This window comes from Cereibacter sphaeroides 2.4.1, assembly GCF_000012905.2.
In the GTDB taxonomy this organism is placed as follows: domain Bacteria; phylum Pseudomonadota; class Alphaproteobacteria; order Rhodobacterales; family Rhodobacteraceae; genus Cereibacter_A; species Cereibacter_A sphaeroides.
Genome location: NC_007493.2, coordinates 448,946 through 468,949, shown reverse-complemented (window position 1 = coordinate 468,949; position 20,004 = coordinate 448,946). Strand labels below are relative to the sequence as shown.

Sequence of the window (20,004 nt, the reverse complement as noted above, 5' to 3'; positions counted from 1 at the left end):
GCCGCGAGCGCCGCCGCGGATCAACCGCAAACCATTGCGCCGCCACGGGGCCGGGCGTAGCCTCCGCCCATGGTGGCCGATCGTTTCTCACATGTCCGGGGCTGGGTCTTCGACCTCGACAACACGCTCTATCCCCCGTCCGCGCGCCTCTTCGACCAGATCGAGCGACGGATGACGGACTGGGTGATGACCGAGCTTCGCGTGGTGCGGGAGGAGGCCGACCGGCTCCGGCGGCATTACTGGTCCACCTACGGCACCACGCTGGCAGGGCTGATGGCCGAGCACGGGGTCGATCCCGCGCCCTATCTGAGCCATGTCCACGACATCTCGCTCGACCATCTCGAGCGCGACATGATCCTCGCCGCGCGCATCCGGGCGCTGCCGGGGCGCAAGATCGTCTATACCAACGGCTGCGCGCCCTATGCCGAGCGCGTGCTCGAGGCGCGCGGCCTCGCGAACCTCTTCGATGCGGTCTATGGCGTCGAACATGCGGGCTTCCGGCCGAAGCCCGACCGCGCGGCCTTCGAGACCGTCTTCGCCGCCGACCGGCTGGCGCCCGGGACCGCGGCCATGTTCGAGGACGATTCGCGCAATCTCCTCGCGCCGCACGAGATGGGGATGCGCACCGTCCATGTGGCGCCCGAGGCGCTCCCTGCGCCGCACATCCACCACCACACGCTCGATCTGTCGGAGTTCCTGGCCCTTCTGCAGCCCTGAGACGCGACGGCGCGGCATAATGCCCTAGCCACATGACCGGTTTGCGACTATCTGTCCCGCGTCGTTAACGGAGATCTCGCATGAACGCTTACGCCGACGTCACCGACCTGCCGAACCACATCATCCCGCCGATGGAGCGCCATACGCGCAAGACGACCCGCGAGGATCTCGTCCTGTTCGCCTTCGCCGCCGCCCTCGTCTCGATCGTGGCTCTGGGCACCTGGGCGTTCGGCCCCGTCATGCTGGGGATGACCGCGCTCTTCTTCGTGCCGGTGATGATGGTCGTCATCATCATGATTACGCTGGGCTGATCTGGACGACCCGCGTCCGGGCCTCTAGCTTCCCCTGAAACGGAGGGAACCATGGCCCGGATCGCAACCGACATTCTCGTCTCCGGCGGAGGAGTGGCCGGCCTGACGGCCGCCGCCGCCTTCGCCTCGGCCGGCTGGTCCGTGATCTGCGTCGATCCGCAGCCCCCCGTCACCTCGGCCGAGGCCGAGGGGGCCGACCTGCGCTCCACCGCCCTCCTCCAGCCCTCGATCCCGCTCCTTCAGGCCGCGGGCCTCTGGCCGCGTCTGGCGCCCCATGCGGCGCCGCTGCAGGTCATGCGCATCGTGGATGCGGGCGGACCGGTGGCCGAGCCGCGCGTCATCAAGGATTTCGACGCGGCCGACATCTCCGAACAGCCCTTCGGCTGGAACCTCCCGAACTGGCTCCTGCGGCGCGAGATGGTGGCCCATCTCAAGACGCTGAAGCGCGTGGATTTCCGTCCGGGCATCGCCACGAAATCGGTCCTCACCCGCGAGAGCGAAGCGCTTGTCACCCTCTCCGACGGCACCCGCGTCGCGGCCCGGCTGCTGGTCGCGGCCGACGGGCGCAACTCGCCGGTGCGCGAGGCGCTGGGGATCTCGGTGCGCACCACCCGCTACGGCCAGAAGGCGCTGGCCTTCACCGTGACCCACCCGATCCCGCACGAGAATGTCTCGACCGAGATCCACCGCTCGGGCGGCCCCTTCACCCTCGTTCCCCTGCCCGACGCAGGCGGCAAGCCCGCCTCGGCCATCGTCTGGATGGAACGCGGCGAGGAGGCGCTGCGGCTGAAGGCCCTGCCCCGCGAGACCTTCGAGGCCGAGATGACCGCACGCTCCTGCGGGATCCTCGGCCCGCTCACCCTCGCCTCGCAGGTCAATGTCTGGCCGATCATCAGCCAGGTCGCGGCCCGCATGTCGGGCGAGCGCACGGCCCTGATGGCCGAGGCCGCCCATGTCATGCCGCCCATCGGCGCGCAGGGGCTGAACATGAGCCTCGCCGACCTGCGCGCGCTCTTGGAGCTTCTGGCGGATCACCGGGACGATCCCGGCTCCGCAGCCCTGCTCGAGGCCTACCACCGCCGTCGTCACTGGGAGGTGCAGGCCCGCATCCTCGGCATCGACCTCCTGAACCGCGCCTCGATGGCAGGCGATCCGGCCTGGCGCGACCTGCGCGCCAAGCTCCTCGATGCGCTCTACGGCTCGGCGCCGGTGCGCCGCACGCTGATGCGCGCGGGCCTCGGCGTCGCCTGATCCCTCAGAGGACGGCCTCCACCGCCCGGCGCAGCCGGGCCACCGTGCCCTCGACATCGGCGAGCTTGTCGAGCCCGAAGAGCCCGAGCCGGAAGGTGCGGAACTCCGCCCCTTCGCCCACCTGCAGCGGCACGCCCGCCGCGATCTGCAGCCCCTCCGCCAGAAACTTCCGGCCGGTCTGCACCTCGGGATCGTCGGTGTAGCTCACCACAACGCCCGGAGCCGCGAAGCCCTCGGCCGCGACCGAGACCACGCCCTTTTCGGCCAGCATGGCGCGCACCTCCTGCCCGAGCCGCCACTGCGCCGACTTGGCCGCCTCGAAGCCCATGGCCTTCGTCTCGGCCATCGCATCGCGAAAGCCCAGCAGCGCATCGGTGGGCATGGTGGTGTGATAGGCATGCCCGCCCGCCTCGTAGGCCGCCATGATCGCGCGCCATTTCTTCAGATCCAGCGCGAAGCTGTTCGAGGCCGTGGCCTCCAGCCGCTCGACCGCCCGGCCCGACAGCATCACGAGCCCCGCGGCGGGCGAGGCCGACCAGCCCTTCTGCGGCGCCGAGATCAGCACATCGACCCCGGTCGCTGCCATGTCGACCCAGATGCAGCCCGAGGCGATGCAGTCGAGCACCATCAGCGCGCCGGCCGCATGGGCGGCCTCCGCCATCCGGGCGATGTAATCGTCGGGCAGGATGATCCCGGCCGAGGTCTCGACATGCGGCGCGAAGACCACATCCGGCTTCGCCTCGGCGATCTTCGCCTCCACCTCCTCGATCGGCGGCGGCGCGAAGGGCGCGCGCGCCCCGTTGCCCGAGGGCCGGGCCATCACCACCGTCTGCCCGGCTGCAAAGCCGCCCGCCTCGAGGATCTGCGTCCAGCGGTAGGAGAACCAGCCGTTGCGCACCACGAGCGCCTGCGCCCCGGTCGCGAACTGCCGCGCCACCGCCTCCATGGCGAAAGTGCCGCCGCCCGGCACGACAGCCACCGCCTCGGCGCCATAGACCTCGCGCAACATCCCCGAGATGTCGCGCATCACGTGCTGGAACTTCGCGGACATGTGGTTCAGGGACCGGTCGGTGAAGACCACCGAGAATTCCATCAGACCGTCGGGATCGACATCCGGGCGCAGCGCGGGCATGGGCAGCCTCCTTCCTAGCTCCCCGAGAGATAGCGCCCGCCGCCCTCCCGGCGCCACCTGAAAAAGGTCGCACAAGGTCCGCCCCGCCCCTCCGCGGCCGCCCCCGCTTTCACTCTGCGCAAATATCCTCGGGGGTCCGGGGGCAGACAGCCCCCGGCCGTTCCGCCGGGCGCCGCGTCAGCCGAGCGGGCCCGGCCGCTTCTCCTCGGTCAGAAGCACATTGGCCTCGACCTGCCCCACCCCCGGCAGGGTCATGATCCGCCGCCGCAGCACCCGCTCGAAATCGGCGATGTCGCGCGCCACCACCCGCAGCCGGTAATCGAACAGGCCCAGCACATGCTGCACCACCTGCACCTCGGGGATCGCCGTCACCGCGCGCTCGAAATCCTCGAGGCTGACCCGCCCCTTGGTCGCGAGCTTCACCCCGAGGAACACCGTCACCCCGAACCCCAGCGCCTCGCGGTCGACGACCACGCGCCTTCCGGCGATGACGCCCGCCTCCTCCAGCCGCCGGATCCGCCGCCAGGCTGCGGGCTGCGACAGGCCGAAGCGCCGCCCGAGCGCGCCTGCGCCCTGCGTCGCATCCTCGGCCAGCGCCCGGAGCAGCGCCCGGTCGATATCGTCGAGATCGATCACAGCGGCAGCGCCTCCGCCTCGCGGATCGTGGCCACCAGCATCAGCGCCTCGATGTCGGTGATATGCGGCAGCGACAGGATCCGGGAGCGGTAGAGCTCCTGATAATGTTTCATGTCGCGCGCGATCACGTTGAGCCGCACATCCACCCGCCCGAGGAAGGTCTCGATGCCGATCACCTCGGGCACGGTGCGGGCGGCGGCCAGAAACTCGTCGAAGGCGCGCGGGTCGGTCTTGTCCAGCGTGAAGCGCAGCGAGACCTCGACCTCGTAGCCAAGCCTGCGCCAGTCGATCACCGCCTGCCGGGCCCCGATCACGCCGCGTTCGGTCAGCCGCTCGAGCCTGCGCCAGCAGGTGGCCGTGGTCAGTCCCGCCCGCGCGGCAAGCTCCGCCGTGCCGAGCGCGGGCTCGGCCAGAAGGTGACGCAACAGGCGGCGGTCGGTGTCGTCGAGCATGATCTTTTCACTGAAGTGCCATCCGGCGCATGACCTTTGCCAGATATCGTCCGCAGCGTCAAACTTTGCAGCCCGTCACGCGCCCCCATGCCTATCCTGCGCAACAGTTCATCACGGAAGGAGCGCCCCATGCGCGTCTATTACGATCGCGACTGCGACATCAACCTGATCAAGGACAAGAAGGTCGCCATCCTCGGCTATGGCAGCCAGGGTCATGCCCATGCGCTGAACCTGCGCGATTCGGGCGCGAAGAACGTGGTCGTGGCGCTCCGCGAGGGCTCGCCCTCCGCCAAGAAGGCCGAAGCCGAGGGCCTCAAGGTCATGGGCATCGCCGAAGCCGCCGCCTGGTGCGACCTCATCATGTTCACCATGCCCGACGAGCTTCAGGCCGAGACCTACAGGAAATACGTCCACGACAATCTGCGCGAAGGCTCGGCGATCGCCTTCGCCCACGGGCTCAACGTGCATTTCGGCCTGATCGAGCCGAAGCCGGGCGTCGACGTCATCATGATGGCGCCGAAGGGCCCGGGCCACACCGTCCGCGGCGAATATGTCAAGGGCGGCGGCGTGCCCTGCCTCGTGGCCGTGCACAATGATGCGACCGGCAAGGCGATGGAAATCGGCCTCTCCTACTGCTCGGCCATCGGCGGCGGCCGCTCGGGCATCATCGAGACCAACTTCCGTCAGGAATGCGAGACCGACCTCTTCGGCGAGCAGGCCGTGCTCTGCGGCGGCCTCGTCGAGCTCATCCGCATGGGCTTCGAGACGCTGGTCGAAGCCGGCTACGAGCCCGAGATGGCCTATTTCGAGTGCCTGCACGAGGTGAAGCTGATCGTGGACCTGATCTACGAAGGCGGCATCGCCAACATGAACTACTCGATCTCGAACACCGCCGAATATGGCGAATATGTCTCGGGCCCGCGGATCCTGCCCTACGAGGAGACCAAGGCTCGCATGAAGGCCGTGCTGACCGACATCCAGACCGGCAAGTTCGTGCGCGACTTCATGCAGGAAAATGCCGTGGGTCAGCCCTTCTTCAAGGCCACCCGCCGCATCAACGACGAGCACCAGATCGAGCAGGTCGGCGAGAAGCTGCGCGGCATGATGCCCTGGATCTCCAAGGGCAAGATGGTCGACCGCGCCCGCAACTGATCCGGCGGCACTCGGAAACGCGAAAGGCGCCCCTCGGGGCGCCTTTCTGCATCGGGTCCCGTCTGGGGCCGCTTATTCCAGAACGGGTTCGGCGTCGGGCTTGCGGGCGGTGGGCCCGTCCTTGCGCAGGAAGGCCACGCCGCCCTGCGGGCCGTCCTTGGCCAGCGTCGACTTGGGCGCGTTCGGATCGTGGCGGCGCGCCTCGACGCGGTCCTTGCTCGCGATCGCGAACATGATGCCTGCCAGAAGCGTGATGAGCGACAGGAAGGGGATGATCCAGGCGAAGTCCATGGGCGTCTCCTTGTCAGGGGTCGGCCCGAGCGCGGGGATCCTCTCCGCCGCTCGGGCCATGCTCCGACAATGCCGGAAGGGGTCGCGGGTTCCCCTTCTTACGCCGCGTCCCGGACGGCAGCCACGATCTCCTCGACCACGTCGCGGAGCAGCGCCTCGTCCTCGCACTCGGCCATGACCCGGATCAGCGGCTCGGTGCCCGACTTGCGGATCAGAAGCCGCCCCGCCCCGTTCAGCCGCACCTCGGCGTCGCGGATCACCGCCTGCACGCCCGGCGCCTTGAGCGGCTCCTGCCCGGCCGCGTAGCGCACGTTCTGCAGAAGCTGCGGCACGGTCTCGAAACTGCGCGCAAGGTCCGAGGCGCGCCGCCCGGTCTGGGCCATGGCCGCGAGGAACTGGAGCCCCGCCAGCAGCCCGTCGCCGGTGGTCGCGAAATCGGTCATGACGATATGGCCCGACTGCTCGCCGCCGAGGTTCCAGCCGCCGCGCCGCATCGCTTCCACCACATAGCGGTCGCCCACCGGCGTCCGCTCGAGCCGGAGCCCCCGCGCGCCGAGGAACCGCTCGAGCCCGAGGTTCGACATGACGGTGGCCACCAGCGTTCCGTCGCGGAGGCGCCCCTCGTCCGCCCAGCGGGCCGCGAACAGCGCCATGATCTGGTCGCCGTCGGCCTCCTTGCCGGTCTCGTCGAGGATGATGACGCGATCGGCATCCCCGTCGAGGCAGATCCCCACATCGGCGCCATGGGCGCGCACCGCTTCGCCCGCGGCCTGGGGATGGGTCGAGCCGCAGCGCAGGTTGATGTTCTTGCCGTTGGGTTCGACCCCCACCGGGATCACCTCGGCGCCGAGCTCCCACAGCACCTCGGGCGCCGCGCGGTAGGCCGCGCCGTTGGCGCAGTCGATCACGACCTTCAGCCCGTCGAGCCGCAGTCCCGAGGGGAAGGTCGTCTTGCAATATTCCTGATAGCGCCCGCGCCCGTCCTCGATCCGCTTGGCGCGGCCGATGTTGCCGGGCTGCGCGGGCTGGATCTCGCCCGCGAGGATCGCCTCGATCTCGGCCTCGGCCTCGTCCGACAGCTTGAACCCGTCGGGACCGAAGAACTTGATCCCGTTGTCCTCGTGCGGATTGTGGCTGGCCGAGATCATCACGCCCAGCGCCGCCCGCATCGAGCGGGTGAGAAAGCCCACCGCGGGCGTGGGCACCGGCCCCAGAAGCAGCACGTTCATCCCGGTCGAGGTGAGGCCCGCGGTCAGCGCATTCTCGAGCATGTAGCCCGAGAGCCGCGTGTCCTTGCCGATCACCACCCGGGGCGAGCCTGCGCCCACCGGGCGGAAATAGCGCCCCGCCGCGGCGCCGAGCCGCAGCGCCATCTCGGCGGTCATCGGATGGGTGTTGGCCGTGCCGCGCACCCCATCGGTGCCGAAGAGCTTCCTCGTCATGCCTGCCTCCGTTCTGCCGCGGTCTCTGCCGCCTCGCGTGTGACTGCCTGCCACAGGATCAGCGCCTGACGTGTCTCGCGCACGTCGTGCACTCTGAGAATCTGCGCTCCTTGCGCCGCGCCCGCAAGCGCGACGGCGACCGAGCCCGCCATGCGCCGTTCGGCCGAAGGCTCGTCCGCGAGCGTGCCGATGAAACGCTTGCGCGAGGCGCCGAGCAGGATCGGACAGCCCAGCCCGTGAAAGAGCGACAGCCGGCGCAGCAGCGCCAGATTGTGCTCGAGCGTCTTGCCGAAGCCGATGCCCGGGTCGGTCACGATCCGGGCGCGCGGGATGCCCGCCGCCTCGGCCGCCCGGATGCGCTCGGCCAGCCAGTCGTAGACATCGAGCAGCACGTCGTCGTAGCGCGGATCGGCCTGCATGGTCTGCGGCGTACCCTGCGCATGCATGAGGCAGACCGGCGCCTCCCGCCGCGCCGCCACGGCGGCCAGCCCTGCGTCCCAGGTCAGGGCCGCCACATCGTTCACGAGATCGGCCCCCGCGATCAGCGCGGCCTCGGCCACCGGGGCCTTGCGGGTGTCGATCGAGACCGGCACGGCGATCCCCTGCCCCCGCAGCCTCTCGATCACCGGCGCGGTGCGGCGGATCTCCTCGGCCGGCTCCACCTCCGCAGCACCGGGCCGCGTGCTCTCGCCGCCGATGTCGAGGATGTCCGCCCCCGCCGCCACCAGCGCCTCGGCCTGTGCCAGCGCCTCGGGCAGCGCCGCGAACCGGCCGCCGTCCGAAAAACTGTCGGGCGTCACGTTGAGGATGCCCATGATCTGCGGCCGGCCCATGGCGAGCCCCGCCACCGGGGGCCGCGGCGCCGTCAGGGGGGCGAGCGTGGCCGGATCGAGCTCGGCTGCGGGCAGCACGACAGGTGCGCGTCCGCGTTCGAGGATCTCGACGAGGTCGAAGAACAGCGGACCGCCGGCGAGCGGCAGCGCGCCCTCGGGGCGGGCCGCATCGGCGAGCGGGATCGGACGGACATAGGTCATGCGCGGTTCATGCGGCCCCGGCCGCCCCGGCGCAAGGGCCTCCGCTCAGGCGCGTTCGAGCGGCACGCGGCTTCCCGCCGGCAATGTTACATCGCCGTGAACGACCATCCGCTCGGCCGCCAGGATCTCCGCCAGCCACAGGGCCAGCGCCACCGGATCGCGCGAGTTCGGCCCGTCCACCGCATCGAGCACCAGCTTGGAGGGCGCCCAGACGATGGTCTGGCCGCGCCGCATCGCCCAGTCGATCTCGGTCCTCGTGGCCACCACCACGCAGCGCGGATCGCGGGCGGCCAGCGCCCAGGCATTCTGCTCGATGGCCAGAAGGTCGATCCGGCGCTGGGTCGGGCGATGGTGCGTCTCGGGCCGCGGCGCATCGGGCAGACCCACGGCGAGGACGAGCGGCAGTCCCCGCGCCTCGAGCGCATCCAGCCGGGCGGGCAGGTCGGGCGCGGCAATGGCCGCATTGTCGAGGAAAGCCACCAAGGGATGCACCGCCTCGCCGCCCTCGCCCGTCCGCCGGAGCGGCGCCTCGGCGCGCGAGCGCACGATCTCGACGCCCAGCGCGCCGGGGCCGCGGTCGAGCTTCTCGATCCGCACGAAGACCCGCATGGCCTGCGGCTCGGCGAGGATGCGCTCGGCGATCCGCTCGGCCAGCGTCTCGAGCAGGTTCAGTCGCTCGGCCGACAGCTCGTCGGCGATGGATTCGGTGATCCGGTCGTAGGAGAGGATGCGGTCCACATCGTCCTGCAGCGGCGCCGGATGCGGCCGGACTTCGACCACCACATTGAAGCGCACCCGCTGCCTCGTGCCGCGCTCCTGCTGGAAGGCGCCGATCTCGACCTCGGCCACATGATCGCGCAGGCTGATGCGGTCGCGCGGAGCGGCGCCGGCCGAGGCCTCGGCCCGCTCCTCGGGATGGGCGAAGGCAAGGCGGATATCGTTGGTCAAGGCGGCCTCCCGCGTCAGCTTCCGGGAAGCATAGGCCCGGCACCGGCACCGCCTAGCCCGAAGGCGGCAGGCGAGGCAAGTCTTGCGACAGGAGGCCGGTCAGGAGCCGCCGGGCTGGCGGTAGAACAGATGCGCGCCGATGGCCGCCGTGCGCGGGAAGCGGTGCGCCCAACCGGGGCGGACGGCGCGGGTGTGGAAGTGGGTGGCGCCCTGCGTGAGCTGGCGCGGAGCGCCCGCCAGCATCAGCGCCGCGATCTTGCCCGCACGCTGGAAGGCCGCCTTCTCGCGGATCGTTTCGGGCTTGCCGTCGAACATGAAGGAGAACTGCCCGCCCTGCCGGACCACGCCGCAGATGGACCCGGGATAGCCGGGGCGGTCGACGCGGTTCATGATGACCTCGGCCACCGCGAACTGGCCCTGGATCGACTCGCCGCGCGCCTCGAAATAGAGCGCCGTGGCCAGACACTTCCACTCGTCCGAGTCCTTCGCGGTCGCCGGCTGCGAGGCGAGCCAGGCCTCGTCGTAGCGCGGCGCCGGAGCGTCGTCCGCGGCCTTGGCGCCGCGGTTGCCCTTGGTCGCCACCGCCTTGACCGGCGCCTCGGGCTTCGCCTCGGGGCGGGCCACGGCGGCCGCCACCTGCTCGAGCCGCTGGGCCGGCAGGGTCCCGAGGGCGCTCCGCTCGGCGCCCAGAAGGGCCGAAAGCTGCCCGCCCAGACTGACGGACGGATCGTTGGACTGGCTCACCGTCACATCGGCGAAGGCCGCTCCGCTCAGGAGCATCAGTGCCGCGGCACTGCGCATCCAGATATCAAGCAAGCGCATTTACTCTGTTCCCGGTCATGGTCCGCTTTGCACAGAGGCGGGCGTCGAACCCTGCCCCGTGCGAAATCGCGACGTGGCTAGCCGGAAAATCCTTAACGAGTCCACCCACGTGACATTTTTGCCACGGTCAGCAGGGGCATCCATCGGCGGGTTCCCGCCGGTGTTGCTCCCGCGCCACTGTGACAAACCTGCCCGATTTTTGGGCTAACCGCTTGCATCAAGAGGCATTCGGCTGCTCCCGGCTGCGGATCGCCAGATGAGCGGCCGCCAGCCGAGCCAGCGGAACGCGATAGGGCGAACAGGACACATAGTCGAAGCCGGCGCGGCGGCAGAACTCGATTGATTCGGGGTCGCCGCCATGTTCGCCGCAGATCGAGACCACCAGATCGGGCCGCGTGGCCCGCCCCCGTTCCGCCCCGATCAGCAGCAGTTCCCCCACCCCGTCCACGTCGAGAATGTGGAACGGATCCTCGGGGAAGACCCCGCTCTGGACGTAGGTGTTCATGAAACGCCCCGCGTCGTCGCGCGAGAGGCCGTAGGTCATCTGCGTCAGGTCGTTGGTGCCGAAGGAGAGGAAGGCCGCGTGCTGCGCGATCTCGCCCGCCCGCAGCGCCGCCCGCGGCGTCTCGACCATCACCCCCAGCCGGTAGGCGAACTCGCGGCCGTATTTGGTATGGACCGCCGCAGCCACCGCATCGATCCGGGTCTTGACCAGCTCGACCTCGCGCCGCGCCGAGACGAGCGGGATCATGATCTCGGGCACCACCGGATCGCCGCGGCCCGCCACCTCCAGCGTCGCCTCGAAGATCGCCTGCGCCTGCATGTCGTAGATCTCGGGGATGGCCACACCCAGCCGCACGCCCCGCATCCCCAGCATGGGATTGAACTCGGCCATCGCCTCGACGCGCCGCGTGACCTCGGACAGGGGCCGGTCGAGCGCCTCGGCCAGCTCCAGCAGCCCCTCGCGCGAATGGGGTAGGAACTCGTGCAGCGGCGGATCGAGCAGCCTGATGCAGACCGGATGACCCTGCATGATCTCGAAGAGCTGCACGAAATCGGCGCGCTGCATCGGCAGCAGCCGCGCCAGAGCCGCCGCCCGGTCGGTCGCGCTGTCGGCAAAGATCATCTCGCGCATCACCACGAGCCGGTCGTCGGTGAAGAACATGTGCTCGGTCCGGCAGAGGCCGATGCCCTGCGCCTCGAACTGCCGCGCGACGAGCGCATCGGCGGGCGTGTCGGCATTGGCGCGCACGCCGATGTCGCGCATCTCGTCGGCCCAGGAGAGGAGCTTGCGGAAGCAGCTGTCGAGCGCGGGCGCGAGCATGGCCGCCTCGCCCGCGAGCGCCTCGCCCGCCGTGCCGTCCACGGTGATGAGGTCGCCCTCGCGGAAGACGCGCCCGTCGGGCGCCACGAGACGGCGCTCGCGCGCATCGAGCCGGATCTCGGAGGCGCCCACGACGCACGGCAGGCCGAGGCCCCGCGCGATCACGGCGGCATGGCTCGTGACGCCGCCGCGCTCGGTCAGCACGCCCGCCGCGCAGTTCATGCCGCGGATATCCTCGGGCGAGGTCTCGCGCCGGACGAGGATGCAGGGCTCGCCGCGCGCGGCCGAGGCCTGCGCCGCCTGCGAGGAGAAGACGATCCGGCCCACCGCCGCCCCGGGGCTGGCCGCAATGCCGCGGGCGAAGCGGTCGCGCCGCCCGCGCGGATCGACCTGCGGATGCAGAAGCTCGGAGAGCGCGCGCGGCTCGACCCGGAGGAGCGCCTCGGAGCGGGTGATGACCTGATCGTCGGCCAGCGCCACCGCGATGCGGAGCCCCGCCCGCGAGGAGCGCTGCACCTTCACCGCGTCGAGCACCGACAGGTGGCTGTCCTCGATGGTGAATTCGATCTGCATCTCCTCGCGCAGGCGGGCGCGGCAGACCGAGCCGTGGCGGCAGAGGGCCGCGAAGATCTCGGGCGCGCGCTCCTCGAGCGAGGGACCGCGCGGATCCTGCGTGAGATAGAGCGTCTCGGCCTTGCCGTGCCAGGCGCGCGAGCGGTTGAAGAAGCGCCCCGTCACCTGCGGGACGCCGGTGGCGGGATCGACGAACTGGATCACGCCCGAGCCCGAGATCCCCTGCCCCAGATCCTGCGCCATCTCCTGCACGACGAGGCCGAGCCGCGCCTCGGCGGGGGCGCCCTTCGCCTGCCGGAGGAGCCGGGCGGTCGTTCCCTCCCAGGCCCGCGCCATCGAGCGCAGCACTTCGGAGAGCTGCTGTGCGGGATCCTGCGGGAAGGGCTCGTCCATCTCCTCGGCCCAGGCATGGAGCGCCGCGCGGAGCGCCTCGGAGGAGGAGCCGCCGGTCTCGAACATCTCGGGATCGAGGCGGGCCACATGGATCGCATAGCTCTGGATGAAGCCGAGATAGATCGCGTCGGCCGCCTCCTCGCCATGGATGCGCGCGAGCGCCGCGTGGCGGGCCGCGTTCATGCCGATGTTGAGGACGGTGGCGGGTCCGCCCCAGTCGGGATTCTCGGGGCTGGGCCGCACCGAGACGAGGGGAGTGGGGCCGAAATCGGCGAGAATGGCCGGGCAATCGACCGGGTGGCCGGCCGCGATGGCGCGGACGGTGGTGGCGGGCAGCGCCACGGTGACCGGCACCGGCAGGTCGAGCCGGACGAGGCGCTGCAGGCACTTGGCCCGGAAGCCATGCGTCTTCAGGCTGATCGCCGCGGTCGGCGTGATACGGTCGAAGTCGCTGATCGGCTCGATTTTCTGCACTGCGGCGCTCCCTTCAGGGCAGGATACGCATCGCAACCGGGCAAGCAAGCGGAGAGGTGGGCGGCGGGGGTTTCACACCCCCGCACCCCCGTGGGATATTTGGGCCAGAATGAAGGGCTCAGCCCTCGATCCGGGTGAGATCCGCCACGCGCGCGCAGGTGGCGCGGATGGAATGGAGCATGTTGAGCCGGTTCCGCCGCAGGACCGCATTGTCGGCATTGACCTGCACCGTCTCGAAGAAGGCGTCGATGGGGGCGCGGAGGGCGGCCATGGCGGACATGGCGGCGGCGAAATCCTCGGCCTGCAGGGCGGGGCCGATGGCCGCCTCGGCCGTCTCGAGGGCTGCGAAGAGCGCGCGCTCGGCGTCGGTTTCGGCGAATTTCGGATCTGCGCCGAAACTGTATTCGACCCCGTCCTTCGCCTCGGCCTGGGTCAGGATGTTGTTCGCCCGCTTGAAGCCCTGCAGGAGGTTGGTGCCGTCGTCGGTCTTGAGGAAGGCCGACAGGGCTTCCGCGCGCTTCACCAGGAGCGTGAGATCGTCGTTCCCCGGCATGGCGAGGCAGGCGTCGATCACGTCGTGCCGGATCCCCTGCTCGCGCAGGTGGACCTTCAGGCGGTCGTGGAAGAAGGCGAGGAGGTCCCGTTCGTACGGGGTAAAGTCGGATGTATCGAAGGGTTCCAAGTGCCGGTTCATCGCGGGGAGCATTATCCCCATGAGGCCCGCACGAGAATTGTTCGTGAGTAGCAGCCGGATCACCCCCAGCGCCGCGCGTCGCAGGGCAAAGGGGTCCTTGCTGCCCGTGGGCTTTTCGCCGATCCGCCAGAAGCCTGCCAGCGTGTCGATCTTGTCGGCCAGCGCCACAGCGACCGAGACGGGGTCGGTGGGCACCGCGTCGGAGGGGCCGAGCGGCTGGTAATGGGCCTTGCAGGCCTGCGCCACCGCTTCGGGCAGGCCCGCCGCGCGGGCGTAGTAGCTGCCCATCGTGCCCTGCAGTTCCGGGAACTCGCCCACCATCGCCGATTGCAGGTCGGCCTTGGCCACGCGGGCTGCCTCGGCAGCGAGGTCGGGGGAGGCGCCGACGAGGGGGGCGATCTCGCGCGCCAGCGCCTCGATGCGGGCGATGCGGGCGGCCTGGCTGCCCAGCCTGTTGTGGAAGGTGACCTGTTTCAACCCCTCGGCCATGCCTTCGAGGCCCGCCGTCTTCACGGTGCGCAGGTCGTTCTCCCAGAAGAAGCGCGCGTCCGAGAGCCGGGCCGAGAGCACCTTGCCGTTGCCCTTCAGGATCGTCTCGCCGTGGTCCGCGGTCTCGCGGTTGGCCACGGTCACGAATTTCTCGATCCGGCCGGTGGCGGGGTTCGTGACCGAGAAGAACTTCTGATGCTCGCGCATCGAGGTCTGCAGCACCTCGGGCGGGAGGCCCAAGAAATCCTCGCCGATGGCGCCCATCAGCACGACGGGCCATTCGACGAGGCCCGCGACCTCGGAGAGGAGCGCCGCGTCGGGCACGACCTCGAGCCCCTGCGCGAAGGCCTGGGTCGTTGCCTCGTGCCAGATCGCCTGCTCGCGCTCGGAGGCGTCGAGCATCACGAAGGCGCGGGCGAGCTTCGCGCGGTAATCCTCGAAGCCCGAGACGGCGAAGCGCGCGGGCGCCATGAAGCGGTGGCCCTCGGTGCTGTTGCCGGCTGTCAACCCGTCGAGCGTCATCGGCACGACCTCGGCGCCGGCCTCGTCGGAGAGGAGGCAGAGGATCGACTGGAGCGGCCGCACCCAGCGCAAGCTGCCCGTGCCCCAGCGCATCGACTTGGGCCAGGGGAAGGTGCGGATCGTCCGCTCCAGCACCTCGGCCACGATCTCGGGCGCGGGCCGGCCGGGCTTTTCCACCACGGCGAAGAGGACGGCGCCCTTCTTGTCCTCGCGGGTCTCGAGCTGGTCGCGGGTGAGGCCCGTCGAGCGCAGGAAGCCCTCGATGGCGGCGGCGGGCGCGTCGGCCTTGGGGCCCTTGCGCTCTTCGCGGAGCGTGGGGCTTTCGGCCGAGAGGCCCTCGACCGACAGGACGAGCCGGCGCGGGGTCGAGAAGGCGCCCGCCGAGGCATAGGTGAGGCCTGCCTCGACGAGACCGTCGGTCACGAGCTTCTTCAGGTCCTCGCGCGCGCGGGCCTGCATCCGGGCGGGGATCTCTTCCGAGAAGAGTTCGATCAAGAGATCGGGCATGGGCTACTGTTCCTCGGCGTTCAGCTGGTGCCACGCAAAGGCGTGGCCGTCGGGAAAGACCGCGACCACGCGGTCCACCCCGGGGGCAATGTCATGTTCGGACAGGAAGGCGATGGCCTCGCCCTTCTGCAGCGCCATGTCGATCCGCTCGGCGTCGAAACAGTCGAACCAGGGCGGCGCGTTGAGCGGCGTGGGATCGGGATAGACGCGGTAGGTCTCGGTCAGCATGGCCTGGCTCAAGGGCGTGGTGAAGCAGGCCCGGAACCGGAGCGGCGACGAGCCGGAATCGATCCCCGTCACCTCGTTCGCGACGATCGCCTCCGGCGCGTCGCCGAGGATCGGCGTGAGGCGGATCTCCTCACCCGGCGCGAAGCTGGCCTCCTCGTAATAGGCATAGAGCTGGGCCCACCACATGACGGCGCCGGCTGCGAGCGCGCTCAGCACGATGCCACCGACGAGGAGCTTGCCATTCACGCAGCCGCCCCCGCCTCGGTGGTGACGAAGGCGTCGGCGCATTTCTTGGCGAGCGCGCGGACGCGGCCGATATAGGCCTGCCGCTCGGTCACCGAGATCACGCCGCGGGCGTCGAGCAGGTTGAAGAGGTGGCTGGCCTTGATGCACTGATCGTAGGCGGGATGGGCCATGACGATGCGACGGCCGGCCTTGTCGGTCTCGGGCGCGGCAAGGATGCGTTCGCATTCGGCCTCGGCATCCTTGAAATGCTGCAGAAGCATGTCGGTGTCGGCCTGATCGAAGTTCCAGCGCGAATATTCCTGCTCGGTCTGGCGGAAGACATCGCCATAGGTGAGCGGCGTGGGACCACAGGGATCGTTGAAGGGCATGTCCATGACATGGTCGATGCCCAGCACATACATGGCCAGCCGCTCGAGCCCGTAGGTGAGCTCGCCCGAGACGGGCCTGCAGTCGTGCCCGCCCACCTGCTGGAAGTAGGTGAACTGGCTGACTTCCATCCCGTCGCACCAGACTTCCCAGCCGAGGCCCCAGGCGCCGAGCGTCGGGCTCTCCCAGTCGTCCTCGACGAAGCGGATGTCGTGGAGATCCATGTCGATCCCGATCGCCTCGAGCGAGCCGAGATAGAGCTTCTGCAGATCCGGCGGCGAGGGTTTGATGAGGACTTGATACTGGTAATAATGCTGGAGGCGGTTCGGGTTCTCGCCGTAGCGGCCGTCGGTCGGGCGGCGCGAGGGCTGAACATAGGCCGCAGCCCAGGGACGGGCGCCGAGCGAGCGGAGCGTCGTCGCCGGATGGAAGGTTCCCGCGCCGACTTCCATGTCGTAGGGTTGCAGGACGGCACATCCTTTCGCGCCCCAGTAGGTCATCAGGCGCAGGATGATTTCCTGAAAGCTGCGGGGGGGAACGGGTTTGCCGGTCATGCGCTGGCCCTCTTGCAAAGCGCCCTCTCCATAGGCAAGAGGCAGGCAAGGGTCAATCGGCGGCGGCCGCGCGGACCGGAAATGACGGGCCTGCCGCCGGGGCCCGCGCGAGGCGGGACGGCCGATGATGAAACAGGCGATCTTCCTTCTGTGGCTGGGGGCGGCCCTGCCTGCGGCGGCTCCGGTCTGGGCACAGGAGCAGAGCGAGACGCGGGTCTGGGTGCAGATCGAGGCGCGGCCCACGGAGGCCGAGGCCGACGAGCGCGCCCGGGCCTATGCCGAGGTCTTCCCCGACGTGGCAGGCTACCGGCTGTCCTCGGGATGGTATGCGATCGTGCTCGGCCCCTACGGGACGGACGTGGCGCGGCTGCGGCTGCAGGATCTGCTGGAAGCGGGCATGATCCCCCGGGACAGTTTCATCGCCGACGGGCGCGCCTTCCGCGAGCCCTTCCTCGCCCCGGGCGAGCTGCCCCCGGCCCCCGACGCGGAAGCTCTGGCGGTGCCCGGCCCCGAGATGCTGCCCGAGGACGAGCCATTGGACGCGCCCCCGGCCCTTGAGGCCGCGCCCGCCCCCCTGCCGGACGAGACCCCCGCCGAGGCGCGGCGGTCCGAGGCGCTTCTCATCGCCTCCGAGCGGCAGGAGCTGCAGGCCGCCCTGCAATGGTTCGGCTTCTACGGCGCGGCCATCGACGGGGCCTTCGGCCCGGGCACCCGCGCCTCGATGGCGGCCTGGCAGGCGGCCGAGGGCGCCGAGGCCACCGGCATCCTGACCGCGCGCCAGCGGGCCGAGCTTCTCGACCGCTACGGGCGGGCGCAGGCGGAACTTGGGCTCGAGACGGTGACCGAAGACGAGGCCGGCATCCGCATCACCCTGCCCATCGCCCTCGTGGCCTTCGACCGCTACGACCCGCCCTTCGTCCATTACGCGCCGAAGGACGGATCGGGCGTGCAGGTCATGCTGATCTCGGAGCCGGGCGACCGGGGCGCGCTCTACGGCCTCTATGACATCCTCCAGACGCTGGAAGTGGTGCCGCCCGAAGGCACCCGCAGCCGGACGGAGACCGGCTTCACCATCGAGGGCCGCTCGGCCGATCTGGCGAGCTACACCCATGTCGAGCTCGCCGGCGGTCTCCTCAAGGGCTACATGCTGGTCTGGCATCCGGGCGACGACGAGCGGATGGCGCGCGTGCTGACGGCAATGCAGTCGAGCTTCCGCCCCTTCGGCGACCGGGCGCTCGATCCGGGCATGGTCGAGATGACCGAAGAGCAGCGGCGGGGAATGCTGGCCGGGCTCGAGGTGCGCAAGCCGCGCCAGTCGCGCTCGGGGATCTTCGTCGATCCGAAAGGCGCCGTCCTCACGACGGCCGAGGCGGTGGCGGGCTGCGGGCGCGTGACCATCGACCGCGAGCACGAGGCCAAGGTGGTGGCGACCGACACGGCCCTCGGCATGGCGCTCCTGCGGCCGGTTCATCCGATGGCGCCCCGCGTCACCGCGAGCTTCCGCAGCACCGAGGCGCGGCTCGGCTCGCCCGTGGCGGTGGCGGGCTATCCCTACGGGGAGGCGCTGCCTGCGCCCACGCTCACCTTCGGGGCGCTCGATGCGCTGACGGGGCTCGAGGGCGAGGCCGACCTGCGCCGTCTCCGCCTTGCGTCGCGGCCGGGCGACGCGGGCGGGCCGGTGCTCGACGGGTCGGGCGCGGTCTTGGGGATGCTGGTGGCGCCCGAGACGGGCGAGCGGCGGCTGCCCGACGAGGTCTCCTTCGCCCTCGCCCCGGCCGCGCTCACCGCGCGCCTTTCGGAGGCGGGCATCGAGCCGCGCCGCGCCGAGGGCAGCGGCGCCCTCGCCCCCGAGGATCTGGTCCGGCTGGGCGACGGCATGACCGCCCTCGTCTCCTGCTGGGACTGAACGAAGAGCCTCGCCCGGGGCGGCCGGGCGCGGCCCTGCCCCCTCCCCCGTCCGCGGGGCGCCGTCCCGTCAGCTGCGCCAGAACCGGGGCGTGAGGAGGACGAAGACCGACAGAAGCTCCAGCCGTCCGACCAGCATGCCCCCGATCATCAGCCATTTGGCCACCGCCGGGAAGCGGTCGACGGCCCCGGTCGCGCTCACCTCGGGCCCGAAGGCCGGGCCCACGTTCGCGATGGCGGTCCAGGCGGCGGTGATGGCCGTCTTGGTCTGAAGCCCGGTCAGCGACAGGAGCACCGCGAGCACGCCGAAGCTCAGGATGAACATGGTGAAGAAGAGGATCACCGAGTTGATGACATCCTCGCCCACGCGGCGGCCCTCGTAATCCACGAAGATCACCGCGCTCGGGCTTTGCAGGCGACGGATCTGCACCTTGATCGCCTCGAGCAGGATCAGGTAGCGGAACACCTTGACCGAGCAGCCGGTCGAGGAGGTGCAGCCCCCGATCAGCCCCACCACGATCAGCAGGACGAAGGGAAAGGTGCCCCAGAGCCCGAGATCGACGCTGGAAAAGCCGGTGCCCGAAAAGGTCGAGATGACGTTGAAGGTCGTCTCGCGCAGCGTGGGCAGGACCGGCGCATTGCGCGTGACCACCTCGTAGGCCACGATCAGCCCAATCGCATAGCCGTTCCAGCGCAGGTAGGCCCGCACCTGCGGATCGCGCCAGAGCGGCAGGAAGGTGCCCTGCGCCAGCTGGACGAAGCGCACGAAGGGCAGCGAGGCCAGCACCATGAAGAAGGCGCAGGCATATTCGGCGGGCCCCTGGAACAGGCCGAACGACCGGTCCGAGCTGGAGAAGCCGCCGGTCGAGACGGTGGTCAGCGCATGGACGACGGCCTCGAACAGCGGAATGCCGAGCGCGAGGAAGGTCATCACGCAGGCCATGGTCAGCACGAGGTAGATCTGGATGAGCGCCGTCGAGATGTCGAGCGCGCGGGGCAGGATCTTGCCTAGCGTGTCGAACCCCTCGGAGCGGAAGAACTGCATCCCGCCCACCTTCATCACCGGCAGGAAGATCATGGCCACGATGACGATCCCGAGGCCGCCCAGCCATTGCAGCATCCCGCGCCAGAGGTTCGTGCCGAGCGGCAGCGCATCGAGCCCCACGAAGACGGTGGTGCCGGTGGTGGTGAAGCCGGACATGGCCTCGAACACCGCATCGGTGAAGCTGGCGTCCGGCCGCCCCATCATGAAGGGCAGCGCGCCGAACACCGGCAGCAGGACCCAGGCCCCGGTGGTGAGCAGGAAGCTCTGCTGCAGCGAGAGCCCCGTGCCCTGCCCGCGCCCGTTCGCGCAGGCGAGCGCGAGCATCGAGCCCGCGACGGTGGTGATGGTCGCGGTCTCGGCGAAGGAGAGCCAGTGCCGGTCGCCCGCGGCCAGATCGAGCGCCATCGGCACCAGCATCAGCGCGCCCAGCGTGGCCACGAGCAGACCGAGGATATATCCGACGGGGCGAGGGTCGATCATGCGCGAGGCTTGGCGG

Annotated in this window: 18 protein-coding genes; 5 read left to right on the top strand and 13 right to left on the bottom strand. The window is 70.2% G+C overall.

Translation table 11 applies throughout. From position 1 onward, the window contains the following. Positions 1 to 69: 69 nt before the first annotated feature. The 3 genes from RSP_RS02315 (at position 70) to RSP_RS02305 (ending at position 2,279) form a co-directional block, all read left to right on the top strand. Positions 70 to 717, top strand: a complete 648-nt coding sequence (locus RSP_RS02315) for a pyrimidine 5'-nucleotidase (protein ID WP_011337043.1) — start codon at positions 70 to 72, stop codon at positions 715 to 717. A gap of 80 nt (positions 718 to 797) precedes the next feature. Next, positions 798 to 1,028 (top strand): hypothetical protein, encoded by a 231-nt coding sequence (locus RSP_RS02310; RefSeq protein WP_002722775.1) that lies wholly within the window; start codon positions 798 to 800, stop codon positions 1,026 to 1,028. Positions 1,029 to 1,079: 51 nt separating this feature from the next. Then, on the top strand, positions 1,080 to 2,279 hold the full coding sequence (locus tag RSP_RS02305; protein ID WP_011337042.1) for a UbiH/UbiF family hydroxylase: 1,200 nt from the start codon (positions 1,080 to 1,082) through the stop codon (positions 2,277 to 2,279). A 4-nt stretch (positions 2,280 to 2,283) separates the two neighbouring features. Here the strand turns inward: RSP_RS02305 and RSP_RS02300 are convergent, their stop codons facing one another. The 3 genes from RSP_RS02300 to RSP_RS02290 form a co-directional block, all read right to left on the bottom strand. Continuing rightward, positions 2,284 to 3,411, bottom strand: a complete 1,128-nt coding sequence (locus tag RSP_RS02300) for an aminotransferase class V-fold PLP-dependent enzyme (protein ID WP_011337041.1) — start codon at positions 3,409 to 3,411, stop codon at positions 2,284 to 2,286. Between the two features lie 177 nt (positions 3,412 to 3,588). Further along, on the bottom strand, positions 3,589 to 4,047 hold the full coding sequence (locus RSP_RS02295; protein WP_011337040.1) for an Lrp/AsnC family transcriptional regulator: 459 nt from the start codon (positions 4,045 to 4,047) through the stop codon (positions 3,589 to 3,591). Further along, positions 4,044 to 4,499 (bottom strand): Lrp/AsnC family transcriptional regulator, encoded by a 456-nt coding sequence (locus tag RSP_RS02290; protein ID WP_002722770.1) that lies wholly within the window; start codon positions 4,497 to 4,499, stop codon positions 4,044 to 4,046. The genes RSP_RS02295 and RSP_RS02290 overlap by 4 nt, the downstream gene beginning before the upstream one ends. A 129-nt stretch (positions 4,500 to 4,628) precedes the next feature. Between RSP_RS02290 and ilvC the strand changes: the two genes are divergently transcribed. Further along, the gene (gene ilvC / locus RSP_RS02285; RefSeq protein ID WP_009563794.1) at positions 4,629 to 5,651 is read left to right on the top strand and encodes a ketol-acid reductoisomerase; all 1,023 of its coding nucleotides are present in this window, start codon (positions 4,629 to 4,631) and stop codon (positions 5,649 to 5,651) included. Positions 5,652 to 5,723: 72 nt separating this feature from the next. Here the strand turns inward: ilvC and RSP_RS02280 are convergent, their stop codons facing one another. From RSP_RS02280 to RSP_RS02240, 9 genes are all read right to left on the bottom strand, one after another. After that, entirely contained in the window at positions 5,724 to 5,942 is a 219-nt protein-coding gene (locus RSP_RS02280; RefSeq protein WP_002722766.1) for a hypothetical protein, read from the bottom strand. 98 nt (positions 5,943 to 6,040) lie between these two features. After that, the gene (glmM, locus tag RSP_RS02275) at positions 6,041 to 7,384 is read right to left on the bottom strand and encodes a phosphoglucosamine mutase (protein ID WP_011337039.1); all 1,344 of its coding nucleotides are present in this window, start codon (positions 7,382 to 7,384) and stop codon (positions 6,041 to 6,043) included. After that, a complete protein-coding gene (folP, locus tag RSP_RS02270) occupies positions 7,381 to 8,418 on the bottom strand; it encodes a dihydropteroate synthase (protein WP_011337038.1) in 1,038 nt (345 codons plus the stop codon). The genes glmM and folP overlap by 4 nt, the downstream gene beginning before the upstream one ends. 45 nt (positions 8,419 to 8,463) lie before the next feature. Beyond that, positions 8,464 to 9,366, bottom strand: a complete 903-nt coding sequence (locus RSP_RS02265; protein WP_011337037.1) for a dihydroneopterin aldolase — start codon at positions 9,364 to 9,366, stop codon at positions 8,464 to 8,466. A 99-nt stretch (positions 9,367 to 9,465) separates the two neighbouring features. Then, on the bottom strand, positions 9,466 to 10,188 hold the full coding sequence (locus tag RSP_RS02260) for a cell wall hydrolase (RefSeq protein ID WP_011337036.1): 723 nt from the start codon (positions 10,186 to 10,188) through the stop codon (positions 9,466 to 9,468). 217 nt (positions 10,189 to 10,405) lie between these two features. Beyond that, positions 10,406 to 12,952, bottom strand: coding sequence for a putative PEP-binding protein (locus tag RSP_RS02255; protein WP_002722755.1), 2,547 nt, complete (start codon positions 12,950 to 12,952; stop codon positions 10,406 to 10,408). 118 nt (positions 12,953 to 13,070) lie between these two features. Continuing rightward, entirely contained in the window at positions 13,071 to 15,116 is a 2,046-nt protein-coding gene (gene glyS, locus RSP_RS02250) for a glycine--tRNA ligase subunit beta (RefSeq protein WP_371863454.1), read from the bottom strand. 51 nt (positions 15,117 to 15,167) lie between these two features. Next, a complete protein-coding gene (locus RSP_RS02245) occupies positions 15,168 to 15,638 on the bottom strand; it encodes a DUF6446 family protein (RefSeq protein WP_011337034.1) in 471 nt (156 codons plus the stop codon). After that, complete coding sequence (locus RSP_RS02240) at positions 15,635 to 16,558, bottom strand: glycine--tRNA ligase subunit alpha (protein WP_011337033.1); 924 nt, start codon at positions 16,556 to 16,558, stop codon at positions 15,635 to 15,637. The genes RSP_RS02245 and RSP_RS02240 overlap by 4 nt, the downstream gene beginning before the upstream one ends. A 124-nt stretch (positions 16,559 to 16,682) precedes the next feature. Here RSP_RS02240 and RSP_RS02235 point away from each other — a divergent pair, with 124 nt between their 5' ends. Then, positions 16,683 to 18,464 carry a trypsin-like peptidase domain-containing protein gene (locus tag RSP_RS02235; RefSeq protein ID WP_011337032.1) on the top strand — a complete coding sequence of 594 codons (1,782 nt, stop codon included), beginning with the start codon at positions 16,683 to 16,685 and terminating at the stop codon, positions 18,462 to 18,464. 69 nt (positions 18,465 to 18,533) lie between these two features. Here RSP_RS02235 and RSP_RS02230 read toward each other — a convergent pair whose 3' ends face one another. Then, on the bottom strand, positions 18,534 to 19,988 hold the full coding sequence (locus RSP_RS02230; protein ID WP_011337031.1) for a TrkH family potassium uptake protein: 1,455 nt from the start codon (positions 19,986 to 19,988) through the stop codon (positions 18,534 to 18,536). Between the last annotated feature and the right edge of the window lie 16 nt (positions 19,989 to 20,004).

Bases quoted from the DNA above. Each gene is read 5' to 3' on its own strand.
- RSP_RS02310 (WP_002722775.1), top strand. From the start codon at position 798: ATGAACGCTTACGCCGACGTCACCGACCTGCCGAACCACATCATCCCG.
- RSP_RS02230 (WP_011337031.1), bottom strand. From the start codon at position 19,988: ATGATCGACCCTCGCCCCGTCGGATATATCCTCGGTCTGCTCGTGGCC.
- RSP_RS02300 (WP_011337041.1), bottom strand. From the start codon at position 3,411: ATGCCCGCGCTGCGCCCGGATGTCGATCCCGACGGTCTGATGGAATTC.
- RSP_RS02315 (WP_011337043.1), top strand. From the start codon at position 70: ATGGTGGCCGATCGTTTCTCACATGTCCGGGGCTGGGTCTTCGACCTC.
- glmM (WP_011337039.1), bottom strand. From the start codon at position 7,384: ATGACGAGGAAGCTCTTCGGCACCGATGGGGTGCGCGGCACGGCCAAC.
- RSP_RS02290 (WP_002722770.1), bottom strand. From the start codon at position 4,499: ATGCTCGACGACACCGACCGCCGCCTGTTGCGTCACCTTCTGGCCGAG.
- ilvC (WP_009563794.1), top strand. From the start codon at position 4,629: ATGCGCGTCTATTACGATCGCGACTGCGACATCAACCTGATCAAGGAC.
- glyS (WP_371863454.1), bottom strand. From the start codon at position 15,116: ATGCAGGCCCGCGCGCGCGAGGACCTGAAGAAGCTCGTGACCGACGGT.
- RSP_RS02240 (WP_011337033.1), bottom strand. From the start codon at position 16,558: ATGACCGGCAAACCCGTTCCCCCCCGCAGCTTTCAGGAAATCATCCTG.
- RSP_RS02280 (WP_002722766.1), bottom strand. From the start codon at position 5,942: ATGGACTTCGCCTGGATCATCCCCTTCCTGTCGCTCATCACGCTTCTG.
- RSP_RS02305 (WP_011337042.1), top strand. From the start codon at position 1,080: ATGGCCCGGATCGCAACCGACATTCTCGTCTCCGGCGGAGGAGTGGCC.
- RSP_RS02260 (WP_011337036.1), bottom strand. From the start codon at position 10,188: ATGCGCTTGCTTGATATCTGGATGCGCAGTGCCGCGGCACTGATGCTC.
- folP (WP_011337038.1), bottom strand. From the start codon at position 8,418: ATGACCTATGTCCGTCCGATCCCGCTCGCCGATGCGGCCCGCCCCGAG.
- RSP_RS02235 (WP_011337032.1), top strand. From the start codon at position 16,683: ATGATGAAACAGGCGATCTTCCTTCTGTGGCTGGGGGCGGCCCTGCCT.